Genomic DNA, 21,206 nt, shown 5'->3' on the forward strand with positions numbered 1-21,206 from the left:
GAACAACCACCACATATTATTGTCCCACTACAATCGATCGTCGCAGCCTGCGTTTTCAGGCTCGCGACACTGCAAACACACGCATTGCATCAGTTTTTCCGACGGCTGTGGGTTTTGCCAACAGCCTTGTGTCATGATGCTCCCACCGCAGGTAAGCCGCCCTTCTTATATATGAATAGATCCTCCGCGTTGTTCCTTGCTCTTGCCTTTCTAGGCGGCTGCCAGTCAATGGCCCCCGCCTCGTCACAGCCCGTGCCCGCTCAGAAAGACGCCCCTCCCGCTCCTGAAGCCAAGCCGAAGGTCTATGGTTCGTTCACTCAGGACACCCTGGTCAGCCTGTTGAGCGCGGAGCTGGCCGGCCAGCGCAACCGCTTCGACATCGCCCTGGATAACTACGTGACCCAGGCGATCAAGACTCAGGACCCGGGGGTCTCCGAACGTGCCTATCAGATCGCCGAATACATGGGCGCTGATCAGTCTGCGCTGGAAACCGCGCTGATCTGGGCAAGAAACGCACCGACCGACCTTGAAGCGCAACGCGCCGCAGCCATTCAACTGGCGCGCGCGGGACGTTACGACGATTCTCTGGTGTACATGGAGAGAGTCCTGCAGGGTCAGGGCGACACGCACTTCGACTTTCTGGCACTGTCCGCGGCCGAAACCGATCCGGACACCCGCAACGGCCTGCTCAAAAGTTTTGATCGGTTGCTGGGCAAATACCCGAACAACAGCCAGCTGATTTTCGGCAAGGCGCTGTTGCTTCAGCAGAATGGTGACGCCGAACAGTCGTTGAAGCTGCTGGAAGACAACCCGCCCAAAGAAGGTGAAATCGCGCCCATCCTGCTGCATGCCCGCTTGCTGCAAAGCATGAACCGAGGCAAGGAAGCGGTGCCCCTGCTGGAAAAAAGCCTCAAGAGATACCCGGACGACAAACGCCTGCGCCTGACGTATGCGCGCATGCTCGTCGAGCAAAACCGCATGGAAGACGCCAAAGTGCAGTTTTCCGCCCTTTTGCAGCAATATCCGGACGACGACGAGCTGCGCTTCTCGCTGGCTCTGGTGTGCCTTGAAGCCAAGGCCTGGGACGAAGCGGCTGGCTACCTGGAAGAACTGATCGCCCGTGGTGCACACGTCGACTCAGCGCATTTGAATCTCGGCCGCATCCACGAAGAGCGCGAGGACCCGCAAAGCGCGCTCAACGAATACGCTCAGGTCGGACCGGGCCCGGACTTCCTGGCGGCTCAATTGCGCCAGGCCGATATTCTGGTCAGCAATGGCAACGGCGCAGAAGCTGCCAAACGCCTGGCTGAAGCACGTGCCGAACAGCCCGATTTCGCCATTCAGCTGTACCTGATCGAGGCCGAAACCCTGACCAGCAATGATCAACTGGATCGCGGCTGGCAGGTGCTGAACACGGCACTCAAGCAATACCCGGACGACGCCAACCTGCTCTATACCCGCGCCATGCTGGCTGAAAAGCGCAATGATCTGGCGCAGATGGAAAAAGACCTGCGCAGCATCATCAAGCGCGAGCCGGAAAACGCCATGGCGCTGAATGCACTGGGCTACACCCTCTCCGATCGCACCACGCGTTACGCCGAAGCCCGCGAACTGATCGAGAAAGCCCATCAGATCAGCCCCGACGATCCGGCAGTTCTCGACAGCCTTGGCTGGGTGAATTACCGCATGGGCAATCTGGATGCTGCCGAACGCTACCTGCGCCAGGCGCTCGAACGCTTCCCTGACCACGAAGTAGCCGCACATCTGGGCGAAGTACTCTGGGCCAAAGGCGAACAGCGCGAAGCCCGGAAAGTATGGGCCAAGGCCCTGGAACAACAACCCGACAGCACCGTCCTGCGCAGCACACTGCGACGCTTGACCGGTTCAGAGACCCTTTGACGTTATGTTTTTGCGCCACGTAATCGTATTCAGCCTCATCGCCCTGCTCACCGGCTGTGCCGGTCTCACTTCCCGCGAAGCCGTTCAGGGCAAGGGCGACCCCGCGCAATGGCGCGAACACAAACAGCAACTGAGCAGCCTCGATGGCTGGCAGATCAACGGCAAGGTCGGTATTCGTGCACCGAAGGACTCCGGCAGCGGCACCCTGTTCTGGCTGCAGCGTCAGGATTACTACGATATCCGCTTGTCCGGTCCGCTTGGCCGTGGCGCAGCACGACTGACCGGCAGGCCCGGCACTGTCGCGCTTGAAGTCGCCAACCAAGGCCGCTACGAAGCCACAACGCCGGAAACACTGCTTCAGGATCAACTGGGCTGGAAACTGCCGGTTTCCCACCTCGTATGGTGGGTGCGTGGCTTGCCGGCACCGGACAGCAAAAGTAGCGTGACACTCGACGGTGACAGCCGTCTGGCCAGCCTTGAACAGGACGGCTGGCAGGTGGAATACCTCAGTTATGTCGAACAGAATGGCTACTGGCTGCCCGAACGCGTCAAGCTGCACGGTCAGGACCTCGATGTCACGCTGGTCATCAAGGACTGGCAGCCTCGCAAACTGGGGCAATGACCATGACTGCATTACAGGATATGGCCAAGGCCCAGCTGGTTTTGCCTGCTCCGGCAAAGCTGAACCTGATGCTGCACATTCTGGGACGCCGTCCGGACGGCTACCATGAGCTGCAAACGCTGTTTCAGTTTCTCGATTACGGTGACGAACTGGGCTTTACCGTTCGCCAGGACGGCGAAATTTGTCTGCAGACCGATGTACCCGGCGTCCCGCATGACAGCAATCTGATCGTCAAAGCCGCCCGCGCGCTGCAAAAACAGTCCGGTTGCACACTGGGCATGGATATCTGGCTGGAAAAACGCCTGCCCATGGGCGGCGGCATCGGCGGCGGCAGCTCGGATGCAGCCACCACACTGCTGGCGCTGAATCATTTATGGCAGCTTGGCTGGGATGAAGATCGTCTGGCGCAACTGGGCCTGACTCTGGGCGCTGATGTACCGGTTTTTGTCCGTGGACACGCCGCATTTGCTGAGGGTGTCGGGGAAATTCTCACCCCGGTTGACCCCGAAGAACCCTGGTATTTGGTGCTCGTTCCGCAAGTCGCTGTAAGTACAGCAGAAATTTTTTCAGATCCGTTGTTGACACGCGACACGCCGCCCATTAAAGTGCGCCCCGTTCCCAAGGGAAACAGTCGAAATGACTGTAAGGCGGTTGTAGAGAGGCGTTACCCAGAAGTACGTAACGCTTTGAATTTGTTAGGTAATTTTACCGAAGCAAAATTAACCGGAACTGGAAGTTGTGTGTTTGGGGCCTTCCCAAACAAAGCTGAAGCTGATAAAGTCTCGGCCCTTCTTGCAGAGACCCTTACGGGGTTCGTAGCGAAAGGAAGTAACATTTCGATGTTGCATCGCAAGCTGCAAATTCTGTAACAGGAATTGAGTGCAAGGCACTCGATTGATTCAATACAGGGGCGTCGCCAAGCGGTAAGGCAGCAGGTTTTGATCCTGCCATGCGTTGGTTCGAATCCAGCCGCCCCTGCCATTTTCTATACTCATCCAGGTTACCCTCAGCCTCTAGGTACTGCGCGTGTCCAAGATGATGGTCTTTACGGGGAATGCCAACCCCGATCTCGCTCGGCGTGTAGTACGTCAGCTGCATATCCCACTCGGTGATGTTTCTGTCGGAAAATTTTCCGACGGCGAAATCAGCACTGAGATTAATGAAAACGTCCGCGGTAAAGACGTCTTCATCATTCAGCCGACTTGCGCACCAACGAACGATAACCTGATGGAACTGGTTGTGATGGCTGATGCCTTCCGCCGCTCCTCAGCGTCCCGAATCACTGCTGTGATTCCCTACTTTGGTTATGCCCGCCAGGATCGCCGTCCGCGCTCCGCACGTGTTGCCATCAGCGCGAAAGTTGTTGCTGATATGCTCACCGTGGTGGGAATCGACCGTGTTCTCACGGTTGATCTTCATGCTGACCAGATCCAGGGTTTCTTCGATATTCCGGTAGATAACATCTACGGCTCCCCCGTTCTGGTGGATGACATCGAAGACCAGCGCTTTGAAAACCTGATGATCGTTTCCCCCGATATCGGCGGCGTCGTGCGTGCACGTGCTGTCGCTAAATCCCTGGGTGTCGATCTCGGTATCATCGACAAACGCCGTGAGAAAGCCAATCACTCTGAAGTGATGCATATCATCGGTGATGTCGAAGGGCGTACCTGTATTCTGGTCGATGACATGGTCGACACCGCCGGCACCCTGTGCCACGCGGCCAAGGCCCTGAAAGAGCATGGCGCAGCCAAGGTCTTTGCCTACTGCACACACCCTGTGCTGTCGGGCCGGGCGATCGAAAACATTGAAAATTCCGTGCTGGACGAACTGGTGGTCACTAACACCATCCCGTTGTCCGCAGCAGCACAAGCCTGCAGCCGTATCCGTCAACTGGATATTGCGCCGGTAGTCGCCGAAGCGGTTCGCCGCATCAGCAATGAAGAATCGATCAGCGCGATGTTCCGTTAACTGACATCACGCAGACGAAAAGCGCCCCGCCCTGACATCCGGTCAGGGCGGGGCTTTTTTGCCCATACCGCCCAAGCGCTGGTCGCAAACGCAACGGCGGATGTGGTTAATTTGGAGATACAACATGAACGAATTTACCCTGAATGCAGAACAGCGTTCCGACCTGGGGAAAGGTGCGAGCCGCCGCCTGCGTCGTCTCGCCAGCCTGGTTCCAGCTGTAGTCTACGGTGGCGACAAAGCCCCTGAGTCCATCAGCATGCTGGCCAAGGAAGTTGCCAAACTGCTCGAAAACGATGCGGCCTACAGCCACATCATCGAGCTGAACGTTGGCGGCCAGAAGCAGAACGTCATCATCAAGGCGCTGCAACGTCACCCGGCCAAAGGCCACGTGATGCACGCTGACTTCGTGCGCGTTATTGCCGGCCAGAAACTGACCGCAATCGTGCCGATCCACTTCCTGAACGAAGAAGCTCCAGTCAAGAAAGGCGGCGAGATCTCGCACACTACTACTGAACTGGAAGTGACCTGCCTGCCTAAAGACCTGCCTGAGTTCATCGAGGTTGATCTGGGCGCGCTGGAAGTGGGCGACAACGTTCACCTGTCCGAGCTGAAAGCACCTAAAGGCGTCGAGTTCGTTGCCTTGGCACACGGTACTGACCTGGCAATCGCCAACGTCCACGCACCGCGCATCGTCAAAGACGAAGCAGAAGAAGGTGAAGAAGGCGCAGCCGAGTAATTCATTACTTGGTAACGTCGGAGTTGCTCAGGAAACATCGCGAGCGATAGCAGGCAAAGCGGGCGAGATCGCTGAGTTTACATCATGGTAAATGAGCAGTTTTCGCCCACATTGCCGCTGTCGTCAGCGGTTTAACCCTCAACTCCAAAGGAAGAGCCCCTGTCGTGACCGCCATACAACTGATCGTGGGCCTGGGAAATCCAGGCGCTCAATACGAACAGACCCGGCATAACGCAGGGGCTTTCTTTGTTGAGCGTATTGCTGCGGCGCAGCGAGTCAATCTCGTTCCCGAGCGCAAATTCTTTGGCCTGACCGGGCGTTTTACGCATCAGGGTCAGGACGTTCGTCTGCTGATCCCCACCACCTACATGAACCGTAGCGGCCAGGCCGTCGCGGCACTCGCCGGTTTCTACCGTATTCCGGTTGAGTCGATTCTGGTGGCGCATGACGAGCTGGACCTGCCTCCGGGCGTTGCCAAACTCAAAGTGGGTGGCGGCCATGGCGGTCATAACGGCCTGCGCGACATCATCGCGCAGCTCGGCAACCAGAACACATTTCATCGCTTGCGGCTTGGCATCGGCCACCCGGGCGATGCCAGCAAGGTATCCGGCTTTGTCCTGGGTCGAGCGCCACGCGCCGAACAGGAAAAACTGGACGCCAGTATCGACTTTGCCCTCGGCGTGCTGCCGGATATCTTCGCCGGTGAATGGAACCGGGCGATGAAAAACCTGCACAGCCAGAAGGCCTGACATCACTCGAGGGGAAACACCATGGGATTCAATTGCGGCATCGTCGGCCTGCCTAACGTCGGCAAGTCCACCCTGTTCAACGCCCTGACCAAATCTGGTATTGCGGCCGAGAACTTCCCCTTCTGCACCATTGAACCGAACAGCGGCATCGTGCCGATGCCTGACCCGCGCCTGGCGGCCCTGGCAGCCATCGTCAACCCGAAACGCATCCTGCCGACCACCATGGAGTTCGTCGACATCGCAGGCCTGGTGGCAGGTGCCTCAAAAGGCGAAGGCCTGGGCAACAAGTTCCTCGCCAACATCCGCGAGACCGACGCCATCGCTCACGTGGTGCGCTGCTTTGAAGACGAGAACGTGATTCACGTCTCCAACAGCGTCGACCCCAAGCGCGACATCGAGATCATCGATCTGGAACTGATCTTCGCTGACCTCGACAGCTGCGAGAAGCAACTGCAAAAGGTCACGCGCAATGCCAAGGGCGGTGACAAGGACGCAGTGGTCCAGAAAGGCCTGCTTGAACAACTGATCGCCCACTTCAGCGAAGGCAAGCCAGCACGCAGCCTGATGAAGAGCATGAGCAACGACGAGAAGGCCACCATCCGTGGTTTCCACCTGCTGACCACCAAGCCGGTCATGTACATTGCCAACGTTGCCGAAGACGGTTTCGAGAACAACCCGTTGCTGGACGTGGTCCGCGCCATCGCCGAAGAAGAAGGCGCAATGCTGGTGCCGGTCTGCAACAAGATCGAAGCCGAAATCGCCGAACTGGATGACGGCGAAGAAAAAGACATGTTCCTCGAAGCGCTGGGCCTCGAAGAACCCGGCCTGAACCGCGTTATTCGCGCTGGCTACGAAATGCTTCACCTGCAGACCTACTTCACCGCAGGTGTCGAAGAAGTCCGCGCCTGGACCGTCCGCGTCGGTGCCACCGCACCACAGGCCGCAGGCGTCATCCACACCGACTTTGAAAAAGGCTTTATTCGTGCCGAAGTCGTGGCCTATGACGACTTCATCCAGTTCAAGGGTGAAGCCGGTGCCAAGGAAGCGGGTAAGTGGCGTCTGGAAGGCAAGGAATACATCGTCAAGGATGGTGATGTGATGCATTTCAGGTTTAATGTGTAGGCCATAGGCAGCGTCCAGCGGGATCTCGGCAAGTGCAGATTCCTCTATCACGAAAGCCCCATTATCTGGGGCTTTCGCGTTTCAGGCATTGGCACCGTCGGTTGGCTACACGATTGCAGACGCCCTCAAATTATTTGATGGGGATGTCTATTTTTCTATGTAAAATGTCGTTTTTTTACCGCCGCTCATCCACGTCATTTAAACATTCATGTTTAACGCAGGCAGATGTTTCAAGACGGCGACTGATCAGCGATCGTTTCCACGGACCGGGCAGAGCCTTGTCATAACCCAAGGTAGATACTCTTTTGAAGATCTTAGTAACAGGCGGTGCTGGTTTCATCGGTTCGGCAGTGATTCGGCACATCATTGCCAATACAGCCGACTCAGTCGTCAATGTCGACAAACTGACGTACGCAGGCAATCTTGAATCACTTCAGTCGGCCGATCAAAGCGAGCGTTATGCCTTTGAGCACGTGGACATCTGCAACCGTGAAGACCTGGACCGGGTTTTCAAAGAGCACCAGCCTGACGCTGTGATGCACTTGGCAGCCGAATCGCACGTAGACCGCTCCATCACGGGTCCGTCGGAGTTCATCCAGACCAATATCATAGGCACCTATGTACTGCTTGAAGCAGCACGCAGCTACTGGAGCCAGCTGGACGAAGTGCGCAAAGCCAGCTTCCGCTTTCACCACATCTCGACTGACGAAGTGTATGGCGACCTGGAAGGCCCGGAAGATCTCTTCACCGAGACAACGCCTTACCAGCCAAGCTCGCCCTACTCGGCCAGCAAGGCCAGCTCCGACCACCTGGTACGCGCCTGGAGCCGCACCTATGGCCTGCCGACCCTGGTAACCAACTGCTCGAACAACTACGGTCCATGCCATTTCCCGGAGAAGCTGATCCCACTGATCATCCTCAACGCACTGGAAGGCAAGCCGCTGCCTATCTATGGAAAAGGCGATCAGGTTCGTGACTGGCTCTATGTCGAAGACCATGCCCGCGCACTGTACAAAGTTGTGACCGAAGGCGAGATCGGCGAGACCTACAACATTGGTGGCCACAACGAGAAACAGAACATCGAGGTGGTCAACACCGTTTGCGCGCTGCTCGACCAACTGCGCCCGGATTCAGTCCATCGTCCGCACGCCAGCCTGATCACTTACGTTCAGGACCGCCCGGGCCACGACCTGCGCTACGCTATCGATGCCAGCAAGATTCAGCGCGAGCTGGGCTGGACGCCGGAAGAAAGCTTCGAATCGGGTATTCGCAAAACAGTACAGTGGTACCTCGATAATCCTGAATGGGTTGCTCATGTAAAGAGCGGAAGCTACCAGCAATGGATCGACAAGAACTACACAGCGCGCGCCGATAAATGATGAAAATTCTTCTGCTGGGCAAAAATGGCCAGGTGGGTTGGGAGTTGCAACGTTCACTCGCTGTAGTGGGTGAAGTAGTTGCTCTTGACCGCCATACCGTATCGACGGCCTATGGCGAACTTTGTGGCGATCTGTCTGACCTGGAAAGCCTGCGCAATACCATTCGCAGCGTCAAACCTCAGGTTATCGTCAACGCCGCAGCCTATACCGCTGTCGACAAGGCCGAAACCGAGCGTGAGCTCGCGCACAGGGTCAATGCCTTGGCCAGTCAGGTCCTGGCAGAAGAAGCTCGCACGCTGGACGCGCTATTGGTTCATTACTCGACCGACTATGTGTTCGACGGTTCGGGCAACACCGCATGGAAAGAAAGCGATGTCGTGTCGCCGGTCAACTATTACGGCGCAACCAAACTTGAAGGCGAGCAACTTATAGCTGCCTCAGGCTGCAAGCACCTGATCTTCCGTACCAGCTGGGTTTACGCGGCACGTGGTAACAACTTTGCCAAAACCATGTTACGCCTCGCGAAAGATCGCCCAACGCTCAATGTGATCGCCGATCAGATTGGAGCGCCTACAGGTGCAGAGTTGCTGGCCGACATAGCGACGGCTGCCCTGCTTCAAACGCTGGCTAAGCCGGAGCTGTGTGGCATCTACAACTTGGCACCTGCCGGCGAAGTGTCATGGCATGCCTACGCGCAGTATGTGATTGATTTCGCCCGTGCCAACGGGGAACCCCTGGCGGTAGAAACGATCAATCCCATTGGCACGATCGAATACCCTACACCCGCGCAACGCCCTCTGAATTCGCGTCTGAACACAGAAAAGCTGCGCCACAATTTTTCCCTGCACCTGCCTGACTGGCAAAGTGGTGTAGCCCGAATGCTCATGGAAACTCTGAACAAATGACCACCATTAATCGTAAAGGCATCATCCTGGCCGGCGGCTCGGGCACTCGTCTGCACCCGCTTACCCTTGGCGTATCCAAGCAGATGCTGCCTATCTACGACAAGCCGATGATTTTCTACCCTCTGTCTGTGCTGATGCTGGCAGGTATGCGTGAAGTCCTGATCATCTCCACACCAGAAGACTTACCGAGCTTCCGCAAGTTGCTGGGTGACGGCAGCCAATATGGCATTCAGCTCACCTACGCAGAGCAACCAACGCCTGATGGCCTGGCACAAGCATTCATCATCGGCGAAGAGTTCATCGGTGAAGATCCTTGCTGCCTGATCCTGGGCGACAACATCTTTTACGGTCAGCACTTCTCCGACAACCTGCGCTCGGCGAGCCAACAGACCAGCGGCGCTACTGTCTTCGGTTACCACGTTTCCGACCCTGAGCGCTTTGGCGTTGTAGAGTTCGACGAAACCGGTCGCGCCTTGAGCATTGAAGAAAAGCCTGCAGCGCCGAAGTCGAGCTATGCCGTAACCGGCCTGTACTTCTACGACAATCAGGTTGTCGAAATCGCGAAGAATATCAAGCCTTCCGAGCGCGGCGAGCTGGAAATCACTGACGTGAACCGTGCTTACCTCGAACAAAAGAGCCTGACCGTAGAAATTCTCGGTCGTGGCTTCGCTTGGCTCGACACCGGCACCCACGAGTCGCTGCTGGAAGCGAGCCATTTCGTACACACCATCGAGCAGCGTCAGGGCTGGAAAGTTGCCTGCCTGGAAGAGATCGCTTACACCAACGGCTGGATTACGGCCGCTCAGTTGGGTGAACAGGCTCAGAAGCTGAAGAAGACCGGGTATGGCCAGTATCTGCAGAAGTTGCTGGATCTGGGCTCGTTCTAAGACTGCAAACCTCTATCCCATACCGCAAGGCTGCGAACAGTATGTCATCTGTTTTTCCCAAGGTAGCCGTGCTATTGGCAGCCTATAACGGTATGGCGTGGATAAAGGCGCAACTTGATTCAATCCTGACGCAGACAAACATCTGCGTCAGCGTGTTCATCAGTGTCGATACCTCCACGGACGGCACTGAAGCATGGTGTGCCGACTACGCTCAGCACCATACGAATATCTCCCTGCTACCGCCGGCCGGACGATTTGGCGGAGCGTCACGTAACTTCTTTCGCTTGATCCGGGATGTCGACTTCTCGACATTCGATTACATAGCGTTCTCCGATCAGGATGATATCTGGGATCGGGACAAGCTTCAGCGCGCCGTAGCGGCTTTGGTGCCGGGTCATCATGATGCCTATTCAAGCAATGTCACCGCATTCTGGCCGGATGGGCAGCGCGTACTGCTGGACAAGGCTCAGCCTCAGGTTCAATGGGACTATCTGTTCGAAGCTGCCGGTCCCGGCTGCACCTATGTGATGAATCGCCGGCTTGCAGATGCCTTCAAGTCATCCCTCCTTTCCCACTGGGATGCAGCTCAGGCTGTGAGTCTGCATGACTGGTACTGTTACGCATTTGCCCGCAGTCACGGCTTCCGATGGCATATCGATCCGGTTTCCAGCATGGACTACCGTCAACATGCCAACAATCAGGTTGGAGCCAATACCGGACTTGCTCCACTCATCAGTCGACTGAAAAAAATTGCTGACGGCTGGTGGGCCGGACAGGTATTGCTGATTGGCCAGTTGATCGGAGACAGCCCACTGCATCCTGCGGGAAAGCACGTGAGTACGCGGCTGTCGTTCCTGAAGCTCGCGTTCAAGGCACCGCAATGCCGCAGGAGACCGAGAGACAAGATCCTCTTCATTATCGCGTGCCTTACAGCAATGCTAAGCAAGCGTTGACCGTCAATTAGCCACTCGTATCCTATCTGGCCCAGGCAGCGCGATATAGCCTGATTAAACCAGTGATCAGGCATCGCAACCTTCTGAAAATACTGGTTTTCAACATCTGTGCCCAAAGCAAGAGAGGTCGTTAGCCGCCGCGTGGCCGGGTATCGTTCACAGCATTGAAACCACTTAATTTCGCAGGACACCGAATGTTCTCCAGCGGCGGCTTATGTTAATGTGCAGACCTTTGTTTTCGGTATCAAAAGCGCAAAGAAGGCAGTGTAACCGGGGTGAAAGGAACCAGCCTCGGAACGTGGGGTCACTTGTACCGCCCAACCAAGGATGACAAGGCTCGAGTCACCCACCCGGCCATGAGCTCAGATACCGGACGTGCTTCAATTCGTAAAACCGTCCTGCCATGAAGACCTCGTGTTGCTCATCGTCGGAACCTACGTCGGAAAACTACAAATAGACGATGCATGCCCCGCTCCCTCGGTAATAACAGGCCTACCCCCTTATCCAGCGCAGACATTTCCCGCCCAGGTGGGCAGTCTATGGCGCACTCGACGCCCATGAGCCTCGATGTCGTAAAGCGCGTTTTAATGGCGCAATCAAATTCCATGGCGCAGGCGATTTTTAACACACGCCTGCCCCAGCCAGGGCCTTATGAGCAGACCCTGATGAGCATCCCGGAGATACGTTACCTATGAATGCAACACGCCTCGCCATTCCAGACGTCATCGTATTCGAGCCAAAGGTTTTCGGCGACGATCGCGGTTTTTTCTTTGAAAGCTTCAACCAGAAGGCATTCGAAGAGGTCGTTGGGCGGCCTGTAACGTTCGTTCAGGACAATCACTCGCGTTCGGTGAAGGGCGTTCTTCGCGGTTTGCATTACCAAATTCAACAACCACAGGGCAAGCTTGTCCGAGTCACCGCTGGAGAAGTCTTTGACGTTGCGGTCGACCTGCGCAAGAGCTCCCCAACTTTCGGCAAATGGGTGGGACTGCATCTTACCGCCGAAAACAAAAAACAACTGTGGATTCCGGAAGGCTTTGCCCACGGCTTCGTCGTACTGTCCGAAAGCGCCGAGTTCCTTTACAAGACCACCGATTACTGGGCGCCTGAACATGAGCGCAGCCTCGCCTGGAACGACGTCACCGTGGGCATAGACTGGCCATTCAGCGAAGCGCCCTCCCTGTCCGCCAAAGATCAGAAAGCCGTCGTATTCGAAGACGCCGAGGTGTTCGCTTAATGAACCCTCATAAAACTCCTTCTGCGGGCCCTTTGCGGCTAGTCAGCAGTCTATGGACCAACCGCTCATTGATCTCGCAAATGACCAAGCGAGAAGTCATTGGCCGCTACCGCGGCTCAGTGATGGGCTTGGCTTGGTCATTCTTTAATCCGGTATTGATGCTGGCGGTATATACCTTCGTATTCTCCGAAATCTTTAGTGCGCGTTGGGTTGGAGTCGACACCGGCAAAGGTGGCTTCGCTATTCTGTTGTTCGTCGGGATGATCGTGCATGGGTTGTTTGCAGAGTGTGCGAACAGAGCACCTTCTTTGGTGATGAGTAACAGCAATTACGTCAAGAAGGTGGTGTTTCCTCTGGAGATTTTGCCGGTTATCACCTTGGGTTCGGCGCTCTTCCACAGCTGCATCAGCCTTATTGTGCTGGTGATCGCACAACTGTTGATCTCGCACACGCTTTTCTGGACGGCGCTGTTGTTTCCGCTGATTCTGGTGCCGCTCATTCTTGGCACGCTGGGGATCAGCTGGTTTCTCGCATCCCTGGGTGTGTACTTGCGCGACGTCGCGCAGGTCATTACGGTTCTGACAACCGTTCTGCTGTTTCTGTCGCCGGTTCTTTACCCGGTGGCGGCGCTTCCTGAAGTCTATCGCCCTTGGCTGCAGATGAACCCGCTAACCTACATTATCGAAGAGAGCCGTAGCGTACTGCTGTTCGGCAACCTCCCGCATTGGGACAGCCTGGGTCTCGCCATCTTGATTGGCGCAGTAATTGCTGTCATGGGGTTCTGGTTTTTCCAAAAAACACGTAAAGGATTCGCTGATGTCATCTGATCAACCGGTTATCAGCGTACAAAACGTCTCGAAGTGTTTTTACACATACGACAAGCCCCACGACCGCTTGAAACAAGCCTTGGTGCCTAGAATTCAGCGTTGGTCAGGGCAGCCGACCACTACCTATGGCAAGGAGTTCTGGGCCCTGCGCGACGTCAGCTTCGACGTCGGCAAAGGCGAAACAGTCGGGATCGTGGGCCGCAATGGTTCAGGCAAGTCAACCTTGCTGCAGATCATCTGCGGAACATTGAACCCGACTGTCGGCGAGATTCATACGCGCGGCCGGGTAGCGGCCTTGCTAGAACTAGGTTCGGGCTTCAACCCCGAGTTTACCGGCCGTGAAAACGTTTATCTGAACGCCGCAGTGCTTGGACTGACGCGTGACGAAGTAGACGAGCGCTTTGACGCGATCGCCGGCTTTGCCGATATTGGCGAGTTCCTTGATCAGCCGGTCAAATCCTACTCAAGCGGCATGGCCGTGCGCCTGGCATTTGCGGTCCAGGCTCAGGTCGACCCGGAAATCCTTGTCGTGGACGAAGCACTTTCCGTTGGCGATGCACGATTTCAGGCCAAGTGCTTCGAGCGCCTCAGGCAGTTGAAAGAAAATGGCACCAGCATCCTGCTCGTCACGCACTCCAGCGAGCAAGTGGTCACTCACTGTAATCGCGCTATTTTGCTGGAAAAGAGCAGGATCGAGATGATTGGCGAATCGCGCCCGGTCATCAATCGCTACACGGACCTTCTGTTCGGGCGTGAGAAGAGCCCTATCACCGACAAGAGTCTGGACCTCGCCGAAGCCGAGCGAGTGGAAACCGCCCCAGTCGAAACCGACAAGATAGCGTTGCGTTTTGATGAAGACGTGTACGCGAGCAGGCCTGGTTACAACCCTCATGAGTACCGTTGGGGGGATGGAGCTGCAACACTGCTCGACTTCCATATGAATGCATCGGGAAGGGAGTTCCCCAACAGCGTTGAATCGGGCGAGGAAATCGTTCTTGATCTGGCCTTGCACTTCAATCGTACAGTGGTCAACCCGATTATCGGCTTTACGATCAAGACCAAAGAGGGTGTCACCGTATACGGCACCAACTCTTACATGCAGGATTGCGAAGGCACAGGCCTGATAGGCAGCGCTGGCAAACAGGCAAAAGCGCGTGTGAAATTCAGAAACGCGCTCGCGACCGGTGATTACTTCATCTCCATCGGTATCGCCTCTCGGCAAAGCGAAGACATCGTGCCTCACGACCGGCGCTATGATTCGATACATTTCGTTGTAGAACCCACTCCAAAGCTTCTGGGTTTGATAGACCTGGGTGCCTCTATGGAAATTGAACCGGTACGTGTTGATGTTTGAGCTTGATAGATATGGCTACCTCCGTGATACAGACACATCTGTATGGGTGCGGACTGATTATCAGGGCATTGCCTACAGTGACGGCGATAGCTCGGAAAATGAGCTGGCGAAGATCGTTCGTGACGCAAGCGATGTCTCCGTGCTGTCGAGCGAGCTTCCGCACTACTGTACCGACTGGCCAAAGCTCTATCACCTTAGTTCCACCCGCGGAAATATCTTTCGCCCCTTCGAGCATCTTCTGAAAGGTAAATCAGTTCTCGAAATCGGCGCGGGTTGCGGTGCGATCAGCCGCTACCTCGGCGAAGCGGGTGCTGACGTGCTCGCGCTGGAAGGTAGCCCACGCCGAGCTGCAATCGCGGCGAGCAGAACACGTGATCTGGATAACGTCACGGTGCTTGCTGAACGATTCGATGACCTGAAGATTGATCGGCAATTTGACGTAGTAACGCTCATCGGCGTACTCGAATACGCCAGCATGTTCAGCAATGATGAAGATCCTGCACTGGGAATGCTGAAACGAGTTAAAAAGCTGCTCAAACCTGACGGACATCTGTTTATTGCCATTGAGAACCAACTTGGCCTCAAATATTTTGCCGGCGCGCCAGAGGATCACGTGGGTGTCGCTATGTACGGTATTGAGGGCCGGTATGTAGGCCGCCAACCTAAGACATTTGGCCGCAAAGGTCTGGATGAGTTAATAGCCCTCGCTGGCTTTGCATCATCAAGCTTTCTATCTCCTTATCCGGACTACAAGATCCCCAATTCTCTGATCACAGAAAACGGTTTCAAAGCCAATAATTTCGACGCTGCTGCATTGGCCTGCCAGAACACTCGGAAAGATCCACAGTTACCCTCGAACACCACATTTAATCTTGAAAAAGCCTGGCCGGTGGTGATCGAGAATCATCTGGGCATGGACCTCGCGAATTCGTTTATGGTCGTCGCTTCATGCCAGCCGTACGACGCAGTCCCCAGCAATGTCCTAGCGTATCACTACAGTACAGGGCGCAATGCAGAGTACTGCAAGGCAGCGGTTTTCGTCGACACCCCTGCAGGCATTGAAGTTCAATACCAACGTCTCAGCACTATTGAAGCAGCAGACGGCCTGGATGACCCATTCAGATTCATCCTTCCTGCAGCGCATGGCTACGCAAAAGGCAATTTGCTCAGCCTGCAATTTCTTGAAGCCTCAACAACCGAAGACTGGACAGTTGAAACGTTTACCCCTTTTCTGAAGACCTATCTAAATTGCCTAAGCCAGCTCTTGGCCACTGAAGGCAGTACTACCGAACTGGACAGTGTAGACGTTTTTTTACCGGGCCATTATATTGACGCAGTTGCACAAAACATCATTATTGACAGTGAAGGCAACCCACATCTCATAGATATCGAATGGGAAATGAAGGGAGGCGTCGAACTCGGTCATCTGCTAATGCGGGGTCTGCTGCTGCTGATAGCGAATAAAGTCCCCTTTCACCCAAGCACGGCCATGATCAACAGGCGTGATTTTATTGTTGAGTTGATTGGCAGTGCGGGCCTTGAAATCACCGAGCAAGCGCTGAACCGCTATGCGCTACTAGAGGCCATGTTCCAAGAAAAAGTCACTGGCCGTGAAGCTGTGAGCTTTCTTAATTGGTCACCCGAAGCGACCATTCAGAAAATGGGGGCCTTGGGAGACAAGACACCTAGACTGGCGACGCTGTATATAGGTGATGCAGCGGGCGACTTCAAAGAAGAGCGGACGATCAGTCAATTTGTACACGATGGGCGCCAGACCTTAGTGTTCACAGTCCCAGCGACCTACCGATGCGCGGCACTTCGTTTTGACCCAACCAATATTCGTCAGTCCTTTTCGGTAGACGCAATTGCTATTTATGACGCCAATTCGGAAGTATGGTCGTGGCGTGACAGTGCCAGTGCACCTCTCGACTCTGCGGGCACGACCACATTCGTTAATGACCTGAACGACAGTACAATGTTTATGTCATTGGACAATGACCCGCACCTTGTGCTTCCCATTGATCTCAATTCGCTATTAGCGGGGAAGTCGTTCAAAATACAGATTACGTTCACTTTATTCACTGAAGGTCAGGTCGCTGGGCGACTCCTTCAACAGGAAGAGGAGCTCAAGCTAGCGCTTGGGTCTATATCGGGATTGAATCTTAAAGACCGCTCAGCTTTAGACGCCGTCGAGGTAGCGAACCTTGCGATAGAGGAAAATCATCGCCTGGCTCTGGAAGAGCTCAAGGCTGAGAATCTGGCCGTGCAAAACAAGCATCTGTTAGCCCTCGAAGAGCTCGAAGCTGCGCACCAAGCGGCCAAGGAGCATCACAGATTGGCTCTTGAAGAGTTCGAAGCTGCACAGCTTGCCTCTCAAGAAAACCATCGAGTCGCGCTGGAGGAACGGGAGGCTGCAAATCTGGCGATTCAAGAAAACCACCGTATTGCTATGGAAAATCTTGAAGCGGCAAACCTTCAGATTCAGGCAGAGCACCGTCAGGCCCTAGCGGATATTGATGCCGCTACCCGAGAGGCGCAAGAGAAGCATAAGGCCAAGTTAACAGAGCTTGAAATTGCGATTTTGGCAGCTCAGGAAAATCACCGTCTGGCACTTGTAGACAAAGATACGCATGTTCACAACCTGAACCTGCATATCATCGCGATGCAATCTTCGTACAGTTGGAAAGCCACTGCCCCGCTGAGGAAGATAACCAGGTCATTTTTCCGTGCAAAACGTCTTGCTTCGTCGATTCCACTGATTGTTCAGCGAGGAGGCGGACTTTCCAGTACAGCAAAGAAGGCCTACCAAGTCTGGCGTCTCAGGGGACTCGCAGGTGTCATCGCACAGGCTCGCTGGGTTCAAGGTGAAGCTCAGCATGCGTTCGTCGGAAGCGAGACGCGTGAAGTGCCCGATCGACACGATTATTCTCGATGGGTCCAATATTACGACACGTTGGGCGAAGCCGAAATCAATCGTATCAACGAGCACATGAATCGCTGGATTGAGTACCCGCTCATTTCCATCATCATGCCGGTGTATAACCCACCACTGGATCTTCTGCGTGAAGCAGTGGACAGCGTGCGCTCGCAGCTCTATACCAATTGGGAGCTATGCCTCGCTGACGATGCATCGACAAATCCTGCGGTGATCGAGTACCTGAAATCTTTGAAGGCGCAAGACAAGCGCATCAAAGTTGTTTTCCGTGGCAGCAATGGTCACATCTCGCAGGCCAGCAACTCGGCACTGGGCGTCGCTAAAGGTCTTTTTGTTGCGTTAATGGACAATGATGACCTTCTCCCTGCTCATGCGCTTTACTGGATTGCTCGCACCATTCGCGAAAACCCGGATGCAGGATTGATTTACTCGGACGAGGACAAGATTGACACCGAAGGCAACCGTAGCTCGCCCTACTTCAAGTCAGACTGGAACGAGTTCCTGTTTCGTTCGCAAAATATGATTTGTCACCTCGGAGCCTATCGTCGTGATCTCGTCAACGAGGTAGGGCAGTTCCGGGTAGGCTTCGAAGGTGCTCAGGATTATGACCTGGCCTTACGTTGCATAGAAAAACTCAAGCGCGACCAGATTATTCACATTCCTCGCGTGCTTTATCACTGGCGTATACACGCTGGCAGTACAGCGATGGCTGGCGACGAAAAACCTTATGCTGCATTGGCGGGCGTTAAAGCTCTAGATGAGCATTTGGAACGTCAAGGTCGGATTGGCTCGACAGAGTTGCTACCTACCGGTCAGTACCGGGTGCACTACAACCTGCCGACAACGCTGCCTCTTGTGACACTTGTCATACCGACAAGGAATGCTCACGCATTGGTCAAGCAGTGTATCGACAGCATCAAAAGCCTGACGACGTACAAAAATTACGAAATCATTCTGATTGATAACGGCTCTGACGATCCCGAATCGCGGGAGTACTTTGCTCAAATCGATCAGGAAGAAAATATTCGCGTACTTCGAGATGATGGACCGTTTAACTACTCTGCTCTCAATAACGGAGCTGTGCGTATCGCCAAAGGTGAGTTGATTGGTCTCATCAACAACGATATTGAGGTGATTACACCTGATTGGCTCAGCGAGATGGTGTCCATTGCGTTGCAGCCGAAGGTAGGAGCGGTAGGCGCAAGGCTTTGGTACCCAGACAACAGACTACAACATGGTGGTGTTGTGGTGGGCATAGGTGGTGTTGCCGGCCATGCACACAAGTATCTTCCAAAAGGTGCACATGGCTATTTCTGTAGAGCGGAGCTAATTCAGGAGTTCTCGGCGGTCACGGCCGCATGCCTGATCATTAAAAAGTCAACTTTTGATGAGGTAGGCGGGCTAGATGAGCAGCATTTGAAGATAGCATTCAATGATGTGGACTTCTGCTTACGGGTTCAGGAAGCAGGGTATCTCAATGTCTGGACACCTTTCTCTGAGTTGTACCACCATGAATCGGCGACGCGCGGTCTAGAGGACACGCCTCAGAAACAGGAACGATTTGGGCATGAGATTCGCTACATCAAAAATCGCTGGCCGAACATCCAGGTGGATTACGCCTATAGCCCGAACTTAACCCTTGATCACGAAGATTTCGGTCTGGCTTGGCCTCCAAGGTTCAAAAATTGATCGCAGTTGCCAAAAACACTCAATACAGCGCTGTGACATTTTCTGCAGCCTTAAGGGTCGCCCGTGTTTGAAACTAATCATTCAGATCATCAAACAGGCTGGTCCAGCACTCGTTACCAACGAGTGCTGGCCATTACCTATTTCATCCTTCTGGCGGTTTGGTCGGCGGGAATTGCCTTTAATGGTGCACCTGATGAGTCAACGCACTTCTTTTTGCTGGAATACCTGAAAACGTTCCATTCGCTGCCGGGCGCTACGGAGCCGGCTCAAGCGTTCACTGGAACGATCTCGGGATATACTTGGCAACATGGCGAGTTCTGGTACCACGGCCTGCCCTTCCCCCATGTCTTAGGCGCACTGGCTACTTCTTACGGCTTAGGCTGGATGTTACCTGGCGAACTGGGTTACCTGGCTGCAAGATGTTTTAACTGGATACTGGGCGCAGTATTTATTTGCGCCTTGTTCCGTATTGCGCATCGCGCTGGAATGCCAAAAAAAGCTGCAGCCCTTGCAGCGCTTGTTATAGCCCTTATTCCTCAGGTTTCTTTTGTCTTTTCATATTTCAACAGCGACGCATTCGGGCTGATGAGTGTGGCGCTGCTGATCAGTGCGCTTCTAGGCTTTTTGAAAGCACCCAGCAAGCTGGCCGCGCTGTACCTGGGCGGTGCAATCGGCCTGATGTTCCTGGCAAAGCTCTACTTGCTGCCCGCTTTGGTCTTCGTCGTGGTCATGCTTGTCGCACATCACCTTTGGGGTGGCAAGAGCCTGAGACGCCATCTCCCGACGATGGTAATCGTTGCGGCTATCGTTTCCGTGCCCATGCTGCTTGTCACCTTAATGAAGTATGGTGAGATATCAGGGATATCCGGTCAGATTGACTTCGTTGCCTTGCACAAGAACAACCCTGCTGCGGGTTTCGGAACATGTTACATCGGGTGCTCCGGGCATCTGTTCAATATGGAAAATGTCCTTCCGTGGCTCAGCCTTACGCTAACGAGCTATTTTTCAACTACCGGCTGGATGAGCATATTTTTACCGTCGACCTATTATATGGGCGCGGCGCTATTATTTATTTTGCTCGTGACAGCAGCCATAATCCAGACGGCGCGCTTATATTCACGTGATAAGAAGCGGATATTTCTACTGAATTATCTGCTGCCACTGGTCATGATGTTGGGCTTATTCCCTTCGATCACCCTGCTCAGTCTGGTTGCATCGCAGAATTCTTTGCCTCAACCGCAAGGTCGGTATCTGTTCGTCACGATTCCGTTTCTGGCCTTGCTCATAGCATTTGCCACAATGAGCCACGCTCGCGCCAAAAACTCTGCGTCGTCTGCAAGAGATGTCAGGTCAAGCCGTTTTCACCTGAAATGGCTAATCGTAGTGGCGGCATGGATGGCGTGGACGAACATGGTTGCCTGGAATGAAAACACGCTGAGTTCAAAGAACATTCAGAAATCAGCCATTGGCAAAACAGTCACAGAAGCAGTTCTGGCAAGCGGTGCGGGTAGAAGTTCGAATACTGATACCCTGAGTGCCACGCAGTTGACAGAACGTTTGGCGGTTACCAACGGCGAGTTTTTCATCAAGACTCCGTTCGGACAGTCTGCCGCGGCGGGCACCATCGACGAAGTTAGAAAGACGTCTGACGGTTGGCTGCTGAGAGGCTGGAGTGTGCCACCGGCATCTGAAGGTTCGCCGGAATACGTCGTCGCTGTAGAGGGCGGAAAAGTTGTCGGTGCAATCAGGATAGAGATCAAGCGGCCAGATGTCGCCAGCGCGCTGTCTGACAAGACGGCCCTTCGCAGCGGCTATGAAGGCATTATTCCCGCAGCCTTGCCTCCCGACAAATGCGACCTGAAACTTTATACTGTCACCTCGACCTTCAAAATTTTTACAATGCCTGATGTCTGCGAATTCATCAGCCGTTTGTCTCACTGATCA

At 54.6% G+C, this 21,206-nt stretch carries 16 protein-coding genes and 1 tRNA gene; all 17 read left to right on the plus strand.

What is annotated here, in order from left to right; all coding sequences use genetic code 11:
* The first annotated feature begins 171 nt into the window (after positions 1 to 171).
* Complete coding sequence (locus tag AC4ANE_RS22960; protein WP_460408538.1) at positions 172 to 1,899, plus strand: tetratricopeptide repeat protein; 1,728 nt, start codon at positions 172 to 174, stop codon at positions 1,897 to 1,899.
* A gap of 4 nt (positions 1,900 to 1,903) precedes the next feature.
* The gene (lolB, locus tag AC4ANE_RS22965) at positions 1,904 to 2,521 is read left to right on the plus strand and encodes a lipoprotein insertase outer membrane protein LolB (RefSeq protein ID WP_002552147.1); all 618 of its coding nucleotides are present in this window, start codon (positions 1,904 to 1,906) and stop codon (positions 2,519 to 2,521) included.
* A gap of 20 nt (positions 2,522 to 2,541) precedes the next feature.
* Positions 2,542 to 3,390, plus strand: coding sequence for a 4-(cytidine 5'-diphospho)-2-C-methyl-D-erythritol kinase (ispE, locus tag AC4ANE_RS22970; RefSeq protein ID WP_002552146.1), 849 nt, complete (start codon positions 2,542 to 2,544; stop codon positions 3,388 to 3,390).
* Between the two features lie 37 nt (positions 3,391 to 3,427).
* Positions 3,428 to 3,502 (plus strand) — tRNA-Gln (locus AC4ANE_RS22975).
* 45 nt (positions 3,503 to 3,547) lie between these two features.
* Complete coding sequence (locus AC4ANE_RS22980) at positions 3,548 to 4,489, plus strand: ribose-phosphate pyrophosphokinase (RefSeq protein ID WP_002552145.1); 942 nt, start codon at positions 3,548 to 3,550, stop codon at positions 4,487 to 4,489.
* Positions 4,490 to 4,613: 124 nt separating this feature from the next.
* Positions 4,614 to 5,225: a 50S ribosomal protein L25/general stress protein Ctc gene (locus AC4ANE_RS22985; protein ID WP_002552144.1), complete on the plus strand. Its 612-nt coding sequence runs from the start codon at positions 4,614 to 4,616 to the stop codon at positions 5,223 to 5,225.
* A gap of 164 nt (positions 5,226 to 5,389) precedes the next feature.
* A complete protein-coding gene (pth, locus tag AC4ANE_RS22990) occupies positions 5,390 to 5,974 on the plus strand; it encodes an aminoacyl-tRNA hydrolase (RefSeq protein WP_002552143.1) in 585 nt (194 codons plus the stop codon).
* Positions 5,975 to 5,995: 21 nt separating this feature from the next.
* Positions 5,996 to 7,096: a redox-regulated ATPase YchF gene (gene ychF, locus AC4ANE_RS22995; RefSeq protein ID WP_004663905.1), complete on the plus strand. Its 1,101-nt coding sequence runs from the start codon at positions 5,996 to 5,998 to the stop codon at positions 7,094 to 7,096.
* A 305-nt stretch (positions 7,097 to 7,401) separates the two neighbouring features.
* On the plus strand, positions 7,402 to 8,475 hold the full coding sequence (rfbB, locus tag AC4ANE_RS23000) for a dTDP-glucose 4,6-dehydratase (protein ID WP_002552133.1): 1,074 nt from the start codon (positions 7,402 to 7,404) through the stop codon (positions 8,473 to 8,475).
* On the plus strand, positions 8,475 to 9,380 hold the full coding sequence (gene rfbD, locus AC4ANE_RS23005; RefSeq protein WP_002552132.1) for a dTDP-4-dehydrorhamnose reductase: 906 nt from the start codon (positions 8,475 to 8,477) through the stop codon (positions 9,378 to 9,380). Before rfbB ends, rfbD begins: the two co-directional genes overlap by 1 nt.
* Positions 9,377 to 10,267: a glucose-1-phosphate thymidylyltransferase RfbA gene (gene rfbA, locus AC4ANE_RS23010; protein WP_002552131.1), complete on the plus strand. Its 891-nt coding sequence runs from the start codon at positions 9,377 to 9,379 to the stop codon at positions 10,265 to 10,267. Before rfbD ends, rfbA begins: the two co-directional genes overlap by 4 nt.
* A gap of 41 nt (positions 10,268 to 10,308) precedes the next feature.
* On the plus strand, positions 10,309 to 11,220 hold the full coding sequence (locus tag AC4ANE_RS23015) for a glycosyltransferase family 2 protein (protein WP_002552130.1): 912 nt from the start codon (positions 10,309 to 10,311) through the stop codon (positions 11,218 to 11,220).
* Between the two features lie 691 nt (positions 11,221 to 11,911).
* A complete protein-coding gene (rfbC, locus tag AC4ANE_RS23020) occupies positions 11,912 to 12,457 on the plus strand; it encodes a dTDP-4-dehydrorhamnose 3,5-epimerase (RefSeq protein ID WP_002552129.1) in 546 nt (181 codons plus the stop codon).
* Positions 12,457 to 13,284, plus strand: coding sequence for an ABC transporter permease (locus tag AC4ANE_RS23025; protein WP_002552128.1), 828 nt, complete (start codon positions 12,457 to 12,459; stop codon positions 13,282 to 13,284). The genes rfbC and AC4ANE_RS23025 overlap by 1 nt, the downstream gene beginning before the upstream one ends.
* Positions 13,274 to 14,638, plus strand: a complete 1,365-nt coding sequence (locus AC4ANE_RS23030) for an ABC transporter ATP-binding protein (protein WP_002552127.1) — start codon at positions 13,274 to 13,276, stop codon at positions 14,636 to 14,638. Before AC4ANE_RS23025 ends, AC4ANE_RS23030 begins: the two co-directional genes overlap by 11 nt.
* Positions 14,631 to 19,262 (plus strand): glycosyltransferase, encoded by a 4,632-nt coding sequence (locus AC4ANE_RS23035; RefSeq protein ID WP_460408539.1) that lies wholly within the window; start codon positions 14,631 to 14,633, stop codon positions 19,260 to 19,262. The genes AC4ANE_RS23030 and AC4ANE_RS23035 overlap by 8 nt, the downstream gene beginning before the upstream one ends.
* 63 nt (positions 19,263 to 19,325) lie before the next feature.
* Positions 19,326 to 21,203 carry a glycosyltransferase family 39 protein gene (locus tag AC4ANE_RS23040; protein ID WP_002552125.1) on the plus strand — a complete coding sequence of 626 codons (1,878 nt, stop codon included), beginning with the start codon at positions 19,326 to 19,328 and terminating at the stop codon, positions 21,201 to 21,203.
* Positions 21,204 to 21,206: the final 3 nt, after the last annotated feature.

The sequence above is a fragment of the Pseudomonas sp. Pme6b genome (assembly GCF_058129925.1).